The sequence below is a fragment of the Campylobacter sp. P0085 genome (genome assembly GCF_002139495.1).
Taxonomy (GTDB): Bacteria; Campylobacterota; Campylobacteria; order Campylobacterales; family Campylobacteraceae; genus Campylobacter; species Campylobacter devanensis.
This window is the reverse complement of record NZ_MJKB01000005.1, coordinates 61,097-77,394: the sequence shown is the minus strand read 5'-3', so window position 1 is coordinate 77,394 and position 16,298 is coordinate 61,097. Positions and strand designations below refer to the sequence as shown.

Sequence of the window (16,298 nt, the reverse complement as noted above, 5' to 3'; positions counted from 1 at the left end):
ATTATGATAGCTAAAATTATGAGTGAGATCAAGCGTGGAACCGCTGAGATAATTGATTATGAGAGAATTGAAAAATTGATTAAAGATTACTATGAAAATGGTAAAAATTTCTATATCAAGGCGGGATTTGATCCGACTGCTCCAGATCTTCACTTAGGCCACACAGTGGTGTTAAATAAGATGAGATTACTTCAAGATCATGGCGGTATTGTGCAGTTTTTGATAGGTGATTTCACTGCTAAGATAGGCGATCCAACTGGCAAAAGCGTTACTAGAAAGATTTTGAGTGATGATGTTATAGCACAAAATGCCAAAACCTATAAAGAGCAGGTTTTTAAAATTTTAGACGAAAGTAAAACTGAAGTAATGTTTAATTCTACTTGGCTAAATAGCCTTGGTGCTGATGGATTAATAGCCCTTGCAAGTACATTTAATGTAGCTAGAATGCTTGAGCGTGATGACTTTACTAAGCGATATAAGGCTGAAACTCCTATAGCTATAAGTGAGTTTTTGTATCCGCTTTTACAAGGTTATGATAGCGTGGCGATGAAGTGCGATATAGAGATGGGTGGAACGGATCAGAAATTTAATCTTTTAATGGGTAGAACTCTTGGTCGCACATATAATATAGGAAAAGAACAAGCTATCATCATGATGCCACTTCTAGTTGGTCTTGATGGTGTCAATAAAATGAGTAAAAGCCTTGGTAACTATATCGGTGTAAGCGAATCTGCTAAGGATATCTTCGCTAAAACTTTGAGTATTAGTGATGAACTTATGTGGGTTTGGTATGAGCTACTTAGTAGTTTAAGTGGTGATGAGATTGAGAAGCTTAAAAATGATGTTAAAAGTGGTGCTTTGCATCCTAAGGTTGCTAAGGAGAATTTGGCTTTAGAGTTGGCTGCTAGATTTAATAGCATTGAAGAAGCTCAAGCTGCTAGAGATGAATTTAATAGAGTCCATGCTAAGGGTGAATTGCCAAGTGATATGGCTAAATTTGAGATTAATGCTGATGATATTTGGATAGTTGAAGCGCTTAGTTTGTGTAAGTTAGTTGGGTCAAATTCAGATGCTCGTCGCCACATTAAGGCAAATGCTGTTAGTGTAAATCAGGCCAAAATTAGTGATGAGCAGCTTAGACTTTCTAAGGGCGAGTATGTATTGCAAGTTGGTAAAAAAGCTTATGCTAGATTAGAGGTAAAATAATGGAATTAAAAAGTTTAAAAATCGGAAAATATGTGATCAAATACCCTATTATCCAAGGTGGTATGGGTCTTGGTATAAGCTGGAATAAATTAGCTGGTAGTGTCAGTTTAAATGGCGGTTTAGGTGTTATCAGCTCTGTTGGTACTGGATATTATGAGCATAGAGCCCACATCACTAAAGAGCTAAACTCAAAACCATATGATAGTGTGAATTTTTACTCTAGAGAGGGATTTAAGGCTATAATAGATAATGCGCGTAAAATTTGTGGAGATAAACCACTAGCTGCTAATATAATGTGCGCTAGTAATGATTATGCTAGAATAGTCAAAGATGCTTGTGAACATGGCATTAATATCATAATTTCAGGTGCTGGACTTCCTACGAATTTACCTGAGCTTACTAAGGGATTTGCCGATGTGGCTTTGGTGCCGATCATTAGTTCGGCTAAGGCTTTAAAGATAATTTGTAAAAGATGGTATGATAGATATAATAGACTACCAGATGCTGTGGTGCTAGAAGGGCCACTTAGTGGCGGACATCAGGGATTTACATATGAGCAGTGCTTGGATCCAAACTATCAGCTTGAGAATTTGATTCAGCCTGTTGTAGATGAGGCATCTAAATGGGCTGATATAAGCGGAAATCCTATCCCTGTGGTGGCAGCTGGTGGGATATGGGATCATGATGATATAGCTAAGGTTTTAAATCTTGGAGCGAGTGGTGTTCAGATGGGGACTAGATTTATCGGGACTTATGAGTGCGATGCTTCTGATGGGTTTAAAGAGGTCTTACTAGCGGCTAAAAAAGAGGATATTAGACTTATCAAAAGCCCTGTTGGATATCCGGCTCGTGGAATTCAGACAAATTTACTTGATCTAGTAGAGAAAAAGGCTGGACCTAAAATTCAGTGTATTAGCAACTGCGTCGCTCCATGCCAAAGGGGCAAAGAGGCTAAGCAAGTTGGGTATTGTATCGCTGATAGGCTCTATGATGCTGTAAGTGGCAATAAAGAAACGGGGCTATTTTTCAGTGGGGCTAATGGATATAGGCTAAATGAGATAATTAGCGTTAAAGAGCTTATTAAAAAGTTGGTTTATGGGGAAAATAGTTAAGCTTTTATTGCCGTTTTTTCTTGCTATTTTTGCTTTTGGTGGTGGTGTTTTTGATGATTTTGATAATAAATTTACCAAGGCAAATAAGCAAGATAGAATTCAAATTTACCACGAATTAAAGGGTGTCTATCTTAGTTCTATTTTAAATAATAATGATAAATTAAAGCTAGAATGCCTTGAGAGATTAGTAAGTGGTGGCAAGAGCCTTGGGATTGATTATAGTGTTTATGCTAATGAGTTAGATTTACTTAGTTTAAAATTTAGCAAATTAAAGCCAAAAATAGTAGAAACTAAAGAGCCAGTTCAGTTAGCTAAAAATACAACCAATAAGATAGTTCAAAAAATAGAGTATAAAATCCTATCTACTAGTAGTTCTAAAGATGAATTTATTATTAGACTAAATGAAAATAGTAGCAATATAAAGATCAAAAAATCTCAGCTCAACACAAATAAAAGCTATCGTCAAATTTTTGATTTTGATGGGGTTTTGACTACATCATATAAGAATAAAAAAAGCCAAATTTCAGATCAAATAAGGGTAGCACAATTTGATAAAAATAGCGTTAGAATTGTATTTACAAATGATACAAAGCAAGAGATTAATTACACTATTGATGGTAAAAATATAATTTTTAGCATAAAAAATAGTACTCAAAAAGCAACTACTAACACTAAGAGCGTTAAAACAAACCAACAAGCAACTCAAAAAACAAAGACTAATGAACAAAAACAAAATCTAACAACAACTTCAGCTAAGTCTGGTATCAAAAATGATACACAACAAAATATTAGTAAAACTACAGCACAAAAGGCACAAGCAAGAGGTGTAAATAAAAATAGGATAATCGTATTGGATGCAGGGCATGGTGGCAAAGACGCAGGTGCTGTTGGAAAAAATAAATTATATGAGAAAAATATCGTTCTTAGCATTGCTTTAGAGACTGGCAAAATTCTAAAAAGTCGAGGATACAGGGTATATTTTACCAGAAGTAATGATAAATTTATAAATTTAAGAGATCGAACAAGCATAGCAAATGAGAAAAAAGCTGATATTTTTATTTCAATTCATGCAAATGCTGCCCCAAATGCTAAAAAAGCCAAAGAGATGCAAGGTATCGAGACATATTTTCTAAGCCCGACTAGAAGTGAGCGAAGTATGCAAGCTGCGAATTTAGAGAATAAAGCTGATACTGATGAGATGAATTATTTTACTAAAATTAGTTATCTAAATTTCTTAAATCGTGAAAAGATTATTGCTTCAAATAAGCTTGCAATAGATGTGCAAGCTAATTTATTAGGAGCGGTAAAATCTAAATTTAAAGTAATAGATGGTGGAGTAAGGGAAGCGCCATTTTGGGTTTTAGTAGGTGCGCAGATGCCTGCTGTATTAATAGAGACTGGATATATATCCAATGATAAAGACCATAAGCTACTATCTAATAAGGTATATAGAGATAAGATCGCCCTTGGTATAGCAAATGGAATTGATGATTATTTTGTTAAAAATAGATGATAAAATACCATAATAACGCACTTTATAACTCTAAATTTGATGATATATATTTTAATACTTATGAGCCTTTGGCTGAGTGTGAGTATGCTTATAGTAGTGCTTTAGATGGAGTTAATAAAAGTACAATTGTAGTAGCTGAGGCTGGATTTGGCGTTGGATTGAATTTCTTTTGCACTATTGCAAAGTTTAAAAGCTTAAATAAAAAGAGCCTTCACTATATCGCAGTTGAAAAGTATCCATTTAGCAAAGATGAATTAGCTAGTATTTATGAGCAATTTGGGCTTGATAGTGCTATTTATAAAGAGTTTTTAGATAACTATCATATTATACCAAATTCGCTTTTGCGTATATATTTACTAAATCGTACAATTATTCTTGATCTATATTTTGGTGATATTTTAGAGTTTTTAGAAGAGTGCGAGTTTAGAGCTGATGTTTGGTATTTAGATGGTTTTGCCCCAAGTAAAAATCCGCAAATGTGGAGTGAGAAGTTTTTATCAAATTTAGCGTGTTACTCTTATAAAGATACAATTATTAGAAGTTTTAGCTGTGCTAGAGTTGTGCGTGATAGGCTTAGTCAAAATGGATTTGAAGTTGGCAAATTAAAGGGTTATCATAAAAAGCGAGAGATGTTACAAGCTATTTGCATAGAGCCAAAATCTAGGATAAAAAAGCAAATTTGGTTTGATTCCCCAGTAATTACAAAACCAAAAACTATCTTAGTAGTTGGTGCTGGAATTTCTGGATTAGCTATTGCTACGCTATTTAAAGAGGCGGGATTTGATGTTGTTGTAGCTGAGGCTAATGATAAAGCTGCACAAGGTGCAAGTTCAAATTTAGCTGGAATTTGCGCTCCACTTATTACTCAACCTGGCGTAGCTTTGGGTGATATGCATATGAGTAGTTTTTTGCTCTCTAGGCAATTTTATAGGCAATTTGGTGGTGATTTTGTAGATTTTTGTGGGTGTGATGAGTATTTGATAAATGATAAAATGCTTAGTAAATTCAACCACAAAAGCGAATTTTTTACAATTAGTAGCGATAAATATCCTAAGGCAAATATAAGCTTAGCCATGCAAATTATGCCTAAAAATCTCTGCCAAAGCCTAGCTAAGGAGCTTGATATACTCTATAATCATGAAGTAAAATCGCTCAAACGCCTTGGCAGTAGCTATGAGATTGGCTTTAATGGACTAAATGGGATTAAGGCGGATTTGGTGATTTTTGCTAATGGAAATAGGGCTAGGGAGCTTTTTATAAGTGAGTTTAATGATCCATATATGCAACTTAGCAGCGTTCGTGGGCAGACTACGATGGTAAGTGAATTTATGGAGATTAGTAGACCACTTAGCGCTAGGGGATATATCACAAAGGCGATTGATAAAATTCAGCTAATAGGTGCTAGTTACGCTAGGGGTGATGAGTATGCCTTGCCTAGGGATAGTGATGATGAAGAAAATTTGGCTTTGGTCAGTGAGTTTATAGATGGTAAAAATATAGATATAATTGGCTCAAATGTTGGATTTAGGGGTTATAGCGGAGATAGATTTCCTATAATTGGCGGTATTCATAATGCTAGTGAGTATATGCGAATTTATAGCTCACTCTTATGGACAAAGGCTAAATCAACTCACCAAAATCCGATATACCATCCAAATATTTTGATATCAGCAGCTCACGGATCAAGGGGGCTTAGCACTGGAATTTTGGGGGCTAATATGCTATTAGATATGGTTTTGGGGCGTCAAATTTGCGTTAAAAAGAGCATAATCAATGCTCTAAATCCATCAAGATTTCTAATTAGAAAACTAAAAAAAGGCTTAGTAAAATCAAGTAGCTAAAATAATAAGCTAAGTCAATTATAAATTTAGTTAAAATTACCAAAAGCTTATAAAAGGATTAAAATGTATTGGCAAGATACGCAAATAGCAGTTGTGGAGTGCGATGGTAGGTTTTTTGCTTTAAATGGCTGGAATGATGAGTGCTTTGATAGATGTTGGGAGTGTTCTAGCAAGGATGGCAAGAGATTTGATAGCATTGTAGGCGATGAGACATATCGAATTTGGTGCGATGAAAATGGCGTTAGGTTGGAGCCAAACTGCTTTGGCGCTAAGGATAGTATAGAGTATATGTATAAGGTTTTGGTGCCGTATTCTGGGGCGGCAAATAGCGTAAATGGCGAGATTTTACGAGCTGTTTTAGCTATAGAAAATGGCGAGTCATATAGAAGTGGAGCTATAAAATTTATAAATTCACATATAGATAATAGTGAGATTTTAACTCTTTTAGGCTCTTTAAAAGATGGCGATATGAGTAAATTTAGCGAGTTTAAAAGTATGGTCGAGAGCCATATCTATACTAAGTTTTTGGCAAATGAATTTATAGATAATTTTGTTGATTTTGAAGATTTGGCAGATTGACTCTGCCATCAAGACCAGCTAAAACTGCTAAGCTCATCAAAATCGCCTTTATATTTGGCTTTTAATGAGTTTATGTAGGTTTGGTTTTTATCCATTAATTGTTCTGTTTGGGCTTGGAGTGAGTTTATGAATTTGGTGATAAATGTGGAGTTACCAGTAAATTCACTCTCAAATTCATAGTAACTCAGCTCATTTAAGATTCTCTCATTTATCTCACTAAGTCTAGGATAATAGAGGCTAAAAGCAAGTGGGTCAGACTCATAATCTTTGCTACTTTTTTCACATTTTTGGGCGATAAAATTTACACTTAATCTAATTGCGTTTTGATAGTTAGCACTAACTTTGATAAATACCCTTTCAAAAAATAGCTCTAAATTTGAAAATTTAGCCAAAAATAGAGTTTCAATATCGCTTAAAAATAGAGAATAAACCTCACTTGAAAATTTACGAATATCAGCAAATAGTAGATCTGAGTGGAGTGGGTCAGATTTTCTAAGGCTTTCATATTTGGCTTTATAGCGAAGCGTTAGCTCTTTTAACTCATCAAAAATAGCTTGTAAATCAGCTAGGATTTCGCTTTGAAATTCGCTTAAATCTCGCTTAAATTTTTTAAATATTTTGGTAAATTTCTCATCATTATATATTAGTTTAGCCAAAATTTCATCTATATCTAAGCTAACTCTTTCATACTCAATTTTCTCAAAGCTATTTTTATTTAAAAAGCCGGTTTTTTCTTTATAATAGGCGGATTTTTGGTTTTTTAAAGCGGAGTTGATCTCATTTGCGATTAGGGCGGCATTTTGTTTGATAGCTTCAAAAAATATCTCAAATTTAGAGTTATAGATATCTTTTAGTTCGCCAAATTTAAGATTGGTTTTGTTTTGAAATTGAGTGAAAATATCTGAAATTTCATCTAAGATATTGATGAAATTTAAATTTTGATTTTGTGATGAGAGGAGTATCTCTTGCGAAGTTGCTTTGATAAAATCCTCTTTTGTGTTTGCTATTTTATCTAGGAATTTAAAGACCGCTTCAAATCCGCTATCGCTGTTATTTTCTCTTTGGAGTTTAGCCGAGATAGCCTCAACAGAGCTAAAATAATTGCTATATGTGAGATTGGCGTGGGCTAAAACTCTAGTTATCTCATCGCTACTTAATTTATCTTTTTGGTTTAATAGGGCAATTGCGTTTTGTTTTAGGCCATTTGGGATGAGAGTTAGCTCATCTAGCTCGCTTTTTCTAGCGGCATTATCGATTAAGCTAATCCAAATTAAAGCTACGGCTTCTTTTAATATCATTTTAGTCTCATTGGTATCAGCGTCGCTTCTTGAATTTAGCCCAGGGGTATCGATGAAACTTATCTTTTTAAGTAGTTCATTTGGGGCGTAGATTGTGAGATTTTTGACATCTTTTAGGGCGTGGCGTTGATCTACAAAGGCACTTAGCTCATCTATATTTTTATACTCATCTCTACCATCGTTGTGTAGAATTTTAAGCATATAATTTGGTGCGTATTTGATAAATGTAGGCTTAGCGGTTACTGGCACAACCCCAGTTGGTAATATATCAGCACCTAAAAGTGCGTTTAAAAAGCTTGATTTCCCGCTACTAAACTGCCCGACAATCACTATAAGCGGAGGTTCGTGGCTTAGTAGGCTAAGGAAGTTTAATCTCTCGATTAGCTCCTTACTAGGGTGAAATTTAGGCTCACAAATAAAGGCACAAAATCTCTCAAATTCACCTAAAAATCCATCATCAAAGCTGATTTGATATACTCTTTTATACTCTTTTATAAACTCTTTTAGCATAGCTCTATCCTATTTTTGATCTCTTGGCATTGCGATATTTTGGTATCTATATCGGTTATTAATTGCTCTTTGTCTTTGATATTTTCAAAGGCTGATTTGGCTAGTTTGTTTATCTGTTCTTCTTTGGTTTGTAGATGCTCTCTCATAGCGTTTAATTCAAATTTAATACCATTTATATACTCGTTTGTACAAGCACTAGCTAGTTTGCTAAGTTGGTTTGGTAGATTTAAACTCACTATAAAATCATCAAAAATTTTGGTTAAATTAGCTCCTATAATCTCAATATTTTTATCACTTTTAATAGCTTTATTTACATTGCTATTTAAAATTTCGTAGTTGATTTTAGGTAGATTTTGGTCTATATAACCCCTAATATCTGGCAGATTCAAATTCGCATTTTTCGCCCCAAGTTTTAGCTCTAAAATTTTATTAGCAGAGTCAATATCCTTGCTGATTTGTTGCTTAAAATCTCTGAAAAAATCTATAAAAGAGTCATTAAAACCACTCTCTATAATCACCCCAAGTCTAGCGGTATCTAGCTTGATTTTTTTATTTGTGGCGTATTTGACATCGCTGATTACTCTATCTTTGATTTTAGCGCTTATGGCTTTTAGCGTTGCGTTGCTATTTTCGTTATCATAATTTAATCTTTTAAGTAGATTTTCAAGTTCGCTATTTATGCTATTTGTGGCACTGCTTATCTCATCTATCTCATTTTGGAGTGATTTGACAAGCTCTTTGGCTGTGGAGGTATCTGAAGTTAGGGCTGTTTTTTGTGCTTTTAGATCATCTTCTATTAAATTTGCGATATTTAAAAGCTCTTTTTTGTAGTTATCGATAATTAGGGTTGCCTTTTTAGAATTTGAGCCAAAAAAGCTCTCATAAAGATAGCTTTTTAGCTCATCTATTCCGATATTTTTAATCGCTGAAATGGTAAAAAACTTCGTCTCATCAGCCAAGCTCTCATCAAACCCACACTCACTAAGCTCGGTTTTGATGCTATTTTTGGTGTAGTTTAAAACCTCTTTTATATCATTTGGACTAAGCTTATCAATGTGAGTAAGAGCGATGATTAGGCCTGCGCTTTTACCATTTTTTAGAGTATTTACTATAAATGCCATATCTTTTTTTGTTGCGCTTTGACTAGCGTTCATTAGATGAAGTGTAAAATCGCTTTGACTCATATAATTAGCTGTTAAAATCTCACGCAATACCACCGCATCATCAAGGCCAGGAGTATCAACTATATCAATTCCATCTTTTAAAATATCTAATTTAATCCCCAAAATCACCTCTTTAACCATCTTGCTAATCTCATTAGAAGCTGTTGTGTAGGACTTTAGCTCATCTATTGGGATGATTTTGTCTTCTAGGATTTTTGGTTCTAAATCCATCGATTTTAGCTCTTCGGGTGACCAGAAGCAGACTTTGGCAAATTCATCTTCGCTATATGTTAAGACACTTAAATTCGCCGTTTCTGGGATATTAGATGCGCCTAGAATTTTCTTATTCATTAAAGCGTTTAAAGTGCTACTTTTGCCAGCGTTGATAACTCCAGTAACTGCTATTTTAAATTTAGAGTTATTAGCACTTTCATATGCATTGCTTAATCTTTTACTAACTTCGCTAAGTTTAAATTCACTTAAGATTTGATGAATTTCATTTAATGTATGTAAATTTTTATGAAATGGCTGAGTTTCAGCACTATTTTGAATCGTATGGTTTAATTCAAGATTGTTTATAAAATCACTTATAAGATTATATCCATTAAAATCTATAATCTCATTTTTGGCTAGTTCATTTAATCCATTTAATACTTTTTGATTATCTATTTTTATAGATTTTATAGCATTGATTATACCGATTTGACTTAATTGGACGCTATATTCGTTTAGATTTAAATTCGCTTTTGAAAATATATCTTTTAAGCTTTGAAGTTTGATTAATCTATCATAATTTCGTGGATTTATACAAAGTATTATCGCCGCTTCATCGCTGTTAAATTCACTTATGTGATTCTCATCTACATATAGGGTTTTAACTCCCCAAATTTGCTCTAATATTTTAACCATTTTTTACCTTTTAATCTTAATATAAATAAAATCAAGCCCAAAATCAAAGCTATACTAAAAATAATAATTGAAATTTGCGCCATATTTATTAGTTTTAAACTTGGGATTAGATACCAGCCATCTTGGTATAGGCTCACAAAATAGCCTTGAATGGCATCAAGCTTAATATCAGTTGGCACCATTGGCATATCTAATCCACATTGCCCAGTTGCTTTAAATAGCGATGGCAAAATCTCATCCCATGCAATTTTTAGCTCAAAAATAGGCCTATCAAGACATCCTTTTACTCCAAATGGATTTGCATTGGCAATTGCTTGATGGATTGTATTTAGTTTCAAACTCTCTAAAAGACCACAAATTGCCCCATAACTAAAAACTAAAATCCCAAATATATAAAGTAAAATTTGCTTATAAAATATCGCTATAAAAATAGCTCCAAATCCTGCTATAATCATATAATATCGTATATAGATACACTGCACACATGGACGCATATATAGATAATTTTGAAATATAAAATGTGCCACGCCGACGCAAAAAAGCATAAAAACACCTATATAAATCCATAATCTTTTACTACTCATTTAATACCATTGTGTTGAATTTGGGCTTTATTATAACCAAAACTTGCTATAATTTTGTAAATTTAAAAGGTTAGAGTGATTTGGATACCTTAAAATATCTGCAATTTTATTTTGTTTTTGACCGGATTTTAGATGGTTATGATGATATTTTTGAGGCGATTGATGGCGAAATTTTAGCTAAATTTGATAGTTTTTGTAGCGAATTTAGTTTCTATCATGATGAGGCGAAAATATTTCTAATGCGCCTTGCTAAGGGTGATAGAAAGAGATTTGTAGCAAGTAAATATCTACCTAGAGCGCTTAGCTTGGCTATAATTAGTGAGTTAAATACTAAGGGATTTATCAAATTTGAGTACTCAAAAGAGGTAAAACCGGTTAAAAATCGTCACCAAAAGTTAAAAAAAGAGCTTAGAAGATATCAAATTCAAGATAAAATTCACTTTACTAAGCGGTTTTATAGATTTTGGTTTAGATTTATTGAGCCAAATTTAGAGCTTTTAAAAGCTGGTGATAAAGAGTCTGTAATGGATAAGATAAAAGTAGAATTTGACCACTACTGCTCGCTTGAGTTTGAACTAGCAAGCATTGAGCTACTCTCAAAAAATTTAAATATTCCAAAAGAGCAAATCTCAAGCTATTGGGATAAGGAAAATGAGATTGATATCTACACTAGTTATGATGGTTTTACTCTAGTGGCCGAAGCTAAATATAAGGAGCGAAAAATCTGCAAAAATATATTAAATTTATTAATGCAAAAGTGTGAAAAATCTAAAATAAATTGGGATAAGATGGCGTTATTTTCAAAATCTGGCTTTAGCAATGAGCTTTTAGGGCTTAGAGATAATAGAGTGATTTTGTTTGGACTTGATGATTTTAAGGATTTATATGAATGAGAATATAAAAAGTATAGAAGAGGGGCTAAAAAGCCTAATAGAACAGACATATTTAATAGAAAAAGAGTATAAAGTATTAGGCGAGTCCTATGCAAATTTGCAAAAGTTTACCCAAGGGATTGTAGAGAGTTTAGGTGCATCACTATGGGCGATTAGTACTAGTGGCGAAGTAATGCTAAGTAATGATAAAGCCAAGCAAATTATGGATATTTTGCCTAGTATTAATATGCAAAAAAGTACTCAAGAGGTTGAATTTGATGGTAGGGTTTATGCTATTAAAATTACTCACAATATGCAAAATAAAATAATTTTAGCTACTGATATAACTGATGAAAAACGAAGTGCTAGACTAGTATCAATGGGTGCAGTAGCAGCACATCTTTCTCATGAGATTCGCAATCCAATAGGTTCAATTTCATTATTAACTAGTACGCTTTTAAAACGAATAGATGATAGAAATCGACCATTAATAGAAGAGATAAAAAAGGCTATTTATAGAGTTGAGGGGATTATAAAGGCAACATTGCTTTTTACCAAAGGTGTTCAAATAAGTGCAAATGAATTTGAGTTAAAAGATTTAGAGATTATGTGTGGAGAGGCGGTTGCACAATATGCATTTACTAAAGATATCGAGTTTAAATTTAGCGGTTTTGATGGGGTGATTTGCGGTGATATAAATTTGCTTGATTTGGTGTTTAGTAACTTTATATTTAATGCTATTGATGCGATTGAAGAGAGTGATGATGATGGCGGTGTAGTAAGCATAGAACATAAATTTAAAGATGGTATGCATAATTTTTATATCAGTGATAGTGGTGTGCAGCTACCTAGTGGAACAATATTTGAGCCGTTTAAGACTACAAAGCTTAAAGGTAATGGTTTGGGTCTTGCGCTTAGCTTAGAGATTATAAACGCTCATAAAGGCTCAGTTGCAGTTCAAAATGAACCAAAACTATTTACAATAAGCCTGCCTTAAAAGTGTTTTTTAAGTAAATTTGAGGTAAATTTAGCAAATTTTTATACATTAAGGAGTTATAATGATACAAACTTGTCTTTTTCCTGCTGCTGGATATGGGACTAGATTTTTACCAGCGACAAAAAGCTTGCCAAAGGAGATGTTGCCAATCTTGACAAAACCGCTTATCCACTATGGTGTAGATGAGGCTAGAGAGGCTGGTATGAATAATATGGCTTTTGTTACTGGGCGTGGTAAAAGAGCGCTAGAAGATTACTTTGATATTAGCTATGAGCTAGAACATCAAATTGCTGGAACTAGCAAAGAGTATCTATTAACTGATATTAGAGAGTTGATGGAGCATTGTACATTTAGTTTTACTCGTCAAACTCATATGAGAGGTTTAGGTGATGCAATTTATAGTGGCAAGGGTCTTGTAAGAGATGAGGCATTTGGTGTAATTTTAGCTGATGATTTGTGCGTTAATGAAGATGGCGAAAATGTCCTAGCTCAAATGGTAAAAATTTATGAGAAATATCGCTGTAGCATAGTTGCTGTAATGGAGGTACCTAAAGAAACTATAAGTAGTTATGGCGTCATAGATGGCAAATTTATCGAAGATGATCTAATAATGGTAAATGATATGATAGAAAAACCAGACCCAAAAGATGCACCAACAAATTTAGCAATAATTGGTAGATATATTCTAACTCCAGATATATTTGAGATCATAGAACATACAAATCCAGGTAAAAATGGTGAGGTGCAAATCACCGATGCGTTACTTAAACAGGCGCAAAATGGAATGGTTTTAGCCTATAAATTTAAAGGCAGAAGATTTGATTGTGGTAGTGTAGCTGGATATGTTGAAGCTACGAATTTTTTCTATGAGCATGAATATGGTAAAAAATAATCTCAAATTTAGCCCAAAAAATATCACAACAATCAATAGCTATGCTAGGCGTATGAATGATGAGATTAAAAGTGATGATATAGGGTATTATCACCTTCCTAGTTTAGGAATGGATATAGTTAGCAAGATAGAAGAGATAGCTAAATGCGATTTTGATAGCGTAGTGCTTGTAGGAGTAGGTGGAAGCTCTCTTGGAGTTAAAGCGCTATATGATATGTTAAATTTACAAAAAGAGCTTATATTTTTAGATAATCTTGATCCATACAGCATAGAAAAAAAGTGTGCTAAAATCGATCCTAACAAAACGCTATTTATAATTTCAAGTAAGTCAGGTACTACAATTGAAACTATATCTATATATAAGTATATTTTAGCAAAATTTGTTATAAAAAGTTATGAGAATTTTATCTTTATTACTGATCCAGATAGTCCGCTTGAATCATATGCTAAAGAGATAGGTGCTATTATATTTAATATTCCAAAAAATGTAGGTGGCAGATTTAGCGTTCTTTCAGCTATCGGGCTTGTACCACTTGGTTTGTGTGGAGCTGATATAAGCGAGCTTTTAGCTGGAGCTAATAGTGCAAAAGAACAATATTTAAGTAGAAATGATGATGGGGTATTGCAAAAGGCCTATCACTACGCCACACATAGTAGTGCTAAGATAAATGTATTATTTAGTTATAGCGATAGATTAACAAGCTTTAATGAGTGGTATGTACAGTTATGGGCTGAGAGTTTAGGAAAAAAGCGTGGGTATAAAAGAGTTGGTTTGACTCCTGTTGGTCTAGTAGGCAGCAAAGATCAACACTCATTTTTACAACTTATAATGGAGGGCGTAAAAGACAAGACAGTAACATTTATAACTATAAAAGATCACAACAGCACTATATCGGTGCCAAATTTAAAATTAAATTTTTTAGATGGATCTAATTTTGTAAATAGCAAAAGTATAGCTGAGGTTTTTAATGCTCAAGCGCATTCTACTATGCAGGCTTTGGCTAGCGAGATGATTAGTATTGATGAGTTAGTTATTGATAGGCTTGATGAGTGGCATTGTGGTTGGTTAATATACTATTACGAGCTACTTACTAGTGCAACTGGATTAATGCTAGGTATCAATACTTACGACCAGCCAGGCGTAGAAGCTGGTAAGAGAATACTTAAAAAGCTATTAGAGAGTAAAGAGAGTTGAATTTAACTTAAATAGTAAAATATTCTAAATAATAAAAATTATTATTTGCTTTATACTTTTTTAAGTTAATTTTGTGTATAATTACACAACTTAAATATAAAGGATAAAAAATGAAAAATGTAGTAACACAACTTAACCAACTTCAAGCTGATGCACATAGCTTGTTTGTAGCTTTCCATGATTATCACTGGAATGTAAAAGGTTTGCAATTCTTCTCAATTCATGAATATACTGAAAAAGAGTATAATGAACTTGCTGAGCTTTTTGATGAGATGGCTGAGCGTGCTATTCAACTAGGTGGCAAAGCAATTACAAAAACTGATGAGCTTTTAAAAGTTGCTAAAGCCCCAGTAGTTAGCAAAGATAGCTATACTCCGGTAGAAGTAATTGAAGCTTTAAAAGATGCTTTTGTTTATCTATTGGCTGAGTTTAAAAAGCTAGAAGAGGTAGCCCAAAAAGCTGATGATAACACAACAGTAGCAATAGCTCAAGAAAACTACGCTAAATTAGAAAAGAAAATTTGGATGCTTAAAGCAACCTTGGCGTAATCTTAGGTGTAAAGCGGCTTAAAACCGCTTTACTAATTAATTATTTTTTAACTGCTTCGACATCGATATTTATCTTAATCTTATCGCCAAGTGCAACTGTGCTAGACTCTGGAGCAAAGTTAAAATCACTTCTTTTAATTTCGCCTTCTAGGCTAAATCCTACGATTTCAACACCTTTTCTATTTTTACCTGTGCCACTAAATTCATAATTAAGCTCAACTGGTCTTGTTACATCTTTGATTGTTAGATCGCCTTTGATTTTACCTTCTCCATCGCCTTTATTTTCAAAGCTTTTCATTGTGAATTTGATTTGTGGGAATTTTGCACTATCAAAGAAATCTGCCTTTTGAAGGTGAGCATCACGACCATCGTTGTTTGTATTGATTGAATTAACATCAATTGTAGCTGTAAGGCTAGATGGAATTTTGTTTGTGATATCTACTTCACCAGCAAATTTGCCAAATGAACCAGTTACATTGCTAACTTGTAGGTGTTTGATTTTAAAAGTTGTACTAGAATGTGCTGTATCAACGCTATAAACTGTGGCATTTGCCGCACCAAAAAGCAGACCTAAAGCTGCAACTGAAGTTAATATTTGTTTTTTCATATTTTCTCCTTTTGAGTTTATAAATTTGATTATATTTAGCTAAAAATAATATATCTTAAATAATCTAAAATTTAGCCAAAAAACACCTTTAAACGATGGGCTAAAAAGCTAGAAAATTCATCTATTTTTATATCTCTTGGTCTTGCTTCTCGCTGTTTTTTACCCCATAAAGACTCTGGAAAATACTCATCATCTTTAAATCTAGCTTGAATATGCATATGTACTCGTGGCATATAATTTGCAAAGCTTGCCCAATTAATCTTATCAGGGCTATAAAACTCAATCATAGCTTTTTCGCACTCAAGTGCTGCTTGAAATAGTCTATTTCTCGTATCAGTATCGCAATCGCTAAGTTCTTTAAATTCGCTTTGAGTAAATATTTTTACCCATGGAGAGGCGTTTGGTTCTATCTCGATATATATAAATTTATCGCTATAAATCATATTAATCCTTTCTAAAATTTATATAAATT

Annotated in this window: 15 protein-coding genes; 10 read left to right on the top strand and 5 right to left on the bottom strand. The window is 33.4% G+C overall.

Features of this window, described 5'->3' with window-relative positions; translation table 11 throughout:
* The 5 genes from tyrS to CIGNP85_RS06585 all read left to right on the top strand — a co-directional run bounded on the left by tyrS (nt 1) and on the right by CIGNP85_RS06585 (nt 6,251).
* Nucleotides 1–1,206: a tyrosine--tRNA ligase gene (tyrS, locus tag CIGNP85_RS06605; RefSeq protein WP_236845612.1), complete on the top strand. Its 1,206-nt coding sequence runs from the start codon at nt 1–3 to the stop codon at nt 1,204–1,206.
* Nucleotides 1,206–2,318: a nitronate monooxygenase gene (locus tag CIGNP85_RS06600; RefSeq protein ID WP_086287579.1), complete on the top strand. Its 1,113-nt coding sequence runs from the start codon at nt 1,206–1,208 to the stop codon at nt 2,316–2,318. The genes tyrS and CIGNP85_RS06600 overlap by 1 nt, the downstream gene beginning before the upstream one ends.
* A complete protein-coding gene (locus CIGNP85_RS06595; RefSeq protein ID WP_086287576.1) occupies nt 2,302–3,831 on the top strand; it encodes an N-acetylmuramoyl-L-alanine amidase family protein in 1,530 nt (509 codons plus the stop codon). The genes CIGNP85_RS06600 and CIGNP85_RS06595 overlap by 17 nt, the downstream gene beginning before the upstream one ends.
* Complete coding sequence (mnmC, locus tag CIGNP85_RS06590) at nt 3,828–5,672, top strand: bifunctional tRNA (5-methylaminomethyl-2-thiouridine)(34)-methyltransferase MnmD/FAD-dependent 5-carboxymethylaminomethyl-2-thiouridine(34) oxidoreductase MnmC (RefSeq protein ID WP_086287573.1); 1,845 nt, start codon at nt 3,828–3,830, stop codon at nt 5,670–5,672. The genes CIGNP85_RS06595 and mnmC overlap by 4 nt, the downstream gene beginning before the upstream one ends.
* A gap of 63 nt (nt 5,673–5,735) precedes the next feature.
* Nucleotides 5,736–6,251 (top strand): hypothetical protein, encoded by a 516-nt coding sequence (locus CIGNP85_RS06585; RefSeq protein ID WP_086287571.1) that lies wholly within the window; start codon nt 5,736–5,738, stop codon nt 6,249–6,251.
* 8 nt (nt 6,252–6,259) lie between these two features.
* Here CIGNP85_RS06585 and CIGNP85_RS06580 read toward each other — a convergent pair whose 3' ends face one another.
* Genes CIGNP85_RS06580 through CIGNP85_RS06570 form a run of 3 tightly spaced genes read right to left on the bottom strand, consistent with a single transcriptional unit; the run spans nt 6,260 to nt 10,715 of the window.
* The gene (locus CIGNP85_RS06580) at nt 6,260–8,059 is read right to left on the bottom strand and encodes a dynamin family protein (protein ID WP_086287569.1); all 1,800 of its coding nucleotides are present in this window, start codon (nt 8,057–8,059) and stop codon (nt 6,260–6,262) included.
* The gene (locus tag CIGNP85_RS06575) at nt 8,053–10,131 is read right to left on the bottom strand and encodes a dynamin family protein (RefSeq protein ID WP_086287567.1); all 2,079 of its coding nucleotides are present in this window, start codon (nt 10,129–10,131) and stop codon (nt 8,053–8,055) included. Before CIGNP85_RS06575 ends, CIGNP85_RS06580 begins: the two co-directional genes overlap by 7 nt.
* The gene (locus CIGNP85_RS06570; RefSeq protein ID WP_086269966.1) at nt 10,116–10,715 is read right to left on the bottom strand and encodes a disulfide bond formation protein B; all 600 of its coding nucleotides are present in this window, start codon (nt 10,713–10,715) and stop codon (nt 10,116–10,118) included. The genes CIGNP85_RS06575 and CIGNP85_RS06570 overlap by 16 nt, the downstream gene beginning before the upstream one ends.
* An 80-nt stretch (nt 10,716–10,795) precedes the next feature.
* Here CIGNP85_RS06570 and CIGNP85_RS06565 point away from each other — a divergent pair, with 80 nt between their 5' ends.
* The 5 genes from CIGNP85_RS06565 to CIGNP85_RS06545 all read left to right on the top strand — a co-directional run bounded on the left by CIGNP85_RS06565 (nt 10,796) and on the right by CIGNP85_RS06545 (nt 15,219).
* Entirely contained in the window at nt 10,796–11,608 is an 813-nt protein-coding gene (locus tag CIGNP85_RS06565; RefSeq protein ID WP_236845607.1) for a DUF234 domain-containing protein, read from the top strand.
* A complete protein-coding gene (locus tag CIGNP85_RS06560; RefSeq protein WP_086226204.1) occupies nt 11,601–12,584 on the top strand; it encodes a sensor histidine kinase in 984 nt (327 codons plus the stop codon). Before CIGNP85_RS06565 ends, CIGNP85_RS06560 begins: the two co-directional genes overlap by 8 nt.
* Nucleotides 12,585–12,645: 61 nt before the next feature.
* Nucleotides 12,646–13,476: a UTP--glucose-1-phosphate uridylyltransferase GalU gene (galU, locus tag CIGNP85_RS06555; protein WP_086229263.1), complete on the top strand. Its 831-nt coding sequence runs from the start codon at nt 12,646–12,648 to the stop codon at nt 13,474–13,476.
* Complete coding sequence (locus CIGNP85_RS06550; protein WP_086228268.1) at nt 13,463–14,671, top strand: glucose-6-phosphate isomerase; 1,209 nt, start codon at nt 13,463–13,465, stop codon at nt 14,669–14,671. Before galU ends, CIGNP85_RS06550 begins: the two co-directional genes overlap by 14 nt.
* A 110-nt stretch (nt 14,672–14,781) precedes the next feature.
* Nucleotides 14,782–15,219, top strand: a complete 438-nt coding sequence (locus CIGNP85_RS06545) for a Dps family protein (protein ID WP_086244145.1) — start codon at nt 14,782–14,784, stop codon at nt 15,217–15,219.
* A gap of 40 nt (nt 15,220–15,259) precedes the next feature.
* On the opposite strand, the gene CIGNP85_RS06540 is transcribed toward CIGNP85_RS06545, so the two are convergent.
* Together CIGNP85_RS06540 and CIGNP85_RS06535 are read right to left on the bottom strand one after the other, a co-directional pair.
* A complete protein-coding gene (locus CIGNP85_RS06540) occupies nt 15,260–15,826 on the bottom strand; it encodes a YceI family protein (RefSeq protein WP_086233656.1) in 567 nt (188 codons plus the stop codon).
* A 71-nt stretch (nt 15,827–15,897) separates the two neighbouring features.
* Nucleotides 15,898–16,269 (bottom strand): HIT family protein, encoded by a 372-nt coding sequence (locus CIGNP85_RS06535; RefSeq protein WP_086228214.1) that lies wholly within the window; start codon nt 16,267–16,269, stop codon nt 15,898–15,900.
* Between the last annotated feature and the right edge of the window lie 29 nt (nt 16,270–16,298).

Bases quoted from the DNA above. Each gene is read 5' to 3' on its own strand.
- CIGNP85_RS06540 (WP_086233656.1), bottom strand. From the start codon at position 15,826: ATGAAAAAACAAATATTAACTTCAGTTGCAGCTTTAGGTCTGCTTTTT.
- CIGNP85_RS06575 (WP_086287567.1), bottom strand. From the start codon at position 10,131: ATGGTTAAAATATTAGAGCAAATTTGGGGAGTTAAAACCCTATATGTA.
- CIGNP85_RS06560 (WP_086226204.1), top strand. From the start codon at position 11,601: ATGAATGAGAATATAAAAAGTATAGAAGAGGGGCTAAAAAGCCTAATA.
- CIGNP85_RS06550 (WP_086228268.1), top strand. From the start codon at position 13,463: ATGGTAAAAAATAATCTCAAATTTAGCCCAAAAAATATCACAACAATC.
- CIGNP85_RS06570 (WP_086269966.1), bottom strand. From the start codon at position 10,715: ATGAGTAGTAAAAGATTATGGATTTATATAGGTGTTTTTATGCTTTTT.
- CIGNP85_RS06595 (WP_086287576.1), top strand. From the start codon at position 2,302: ATGGGGAAAATAGTTAAGCTTTTATTGCCGTTTTTTCTTGCTATTTTT.
- mnmC (WP_086287573.1), top strand. From the start codon at position 3,828: ATGATAAAATACCATAATAACGCACTTTATAACTCTAAATTTGATGAT.
- CIGNP85_RS06585 (WP_086287571.1), top strand. From the start codon at position 5,736: ATGTATTGGCAAGATACGCAAATAGCAGTTGTGGAGTGCGATGGTAGG.
- galU (WP_086229263.1), top strand. From the start codon at position 12,646: ATGATACAAACTTGTCTTTTTCCTGCTGCTGGATATGGGACTAGATTT.
- CIGNP85_RS06545 (WP_086244145.1), top strand. From the start codon at position 14,782: ATGAAAAATGTAGTAACACAACTTAACCAACTTCAAGCTGATGCACAT.
- CIGNP85_RS06600 (WP_086287579.1), top strand. From the start codon at position 1,206: ATGGAATTAAAAAGTTTAAAAATCGGAAAATATGTGATCAAATACCCT.
- CIGNP85_RS06580 (WP_086287569.1), bottom strand. From the start codon at position 8,059: ATGCTAAAAGAGTTTATAAAAGAGTATAAAAGAGTATATCAAATCAGC.
- CIGNP85_RS06535 (WP_086228214.1), bottom strand. From the start codon at position 16,269: ATGATTTATAGCGATAAATTTATATATATCGAGATAGAACCAAACGCC.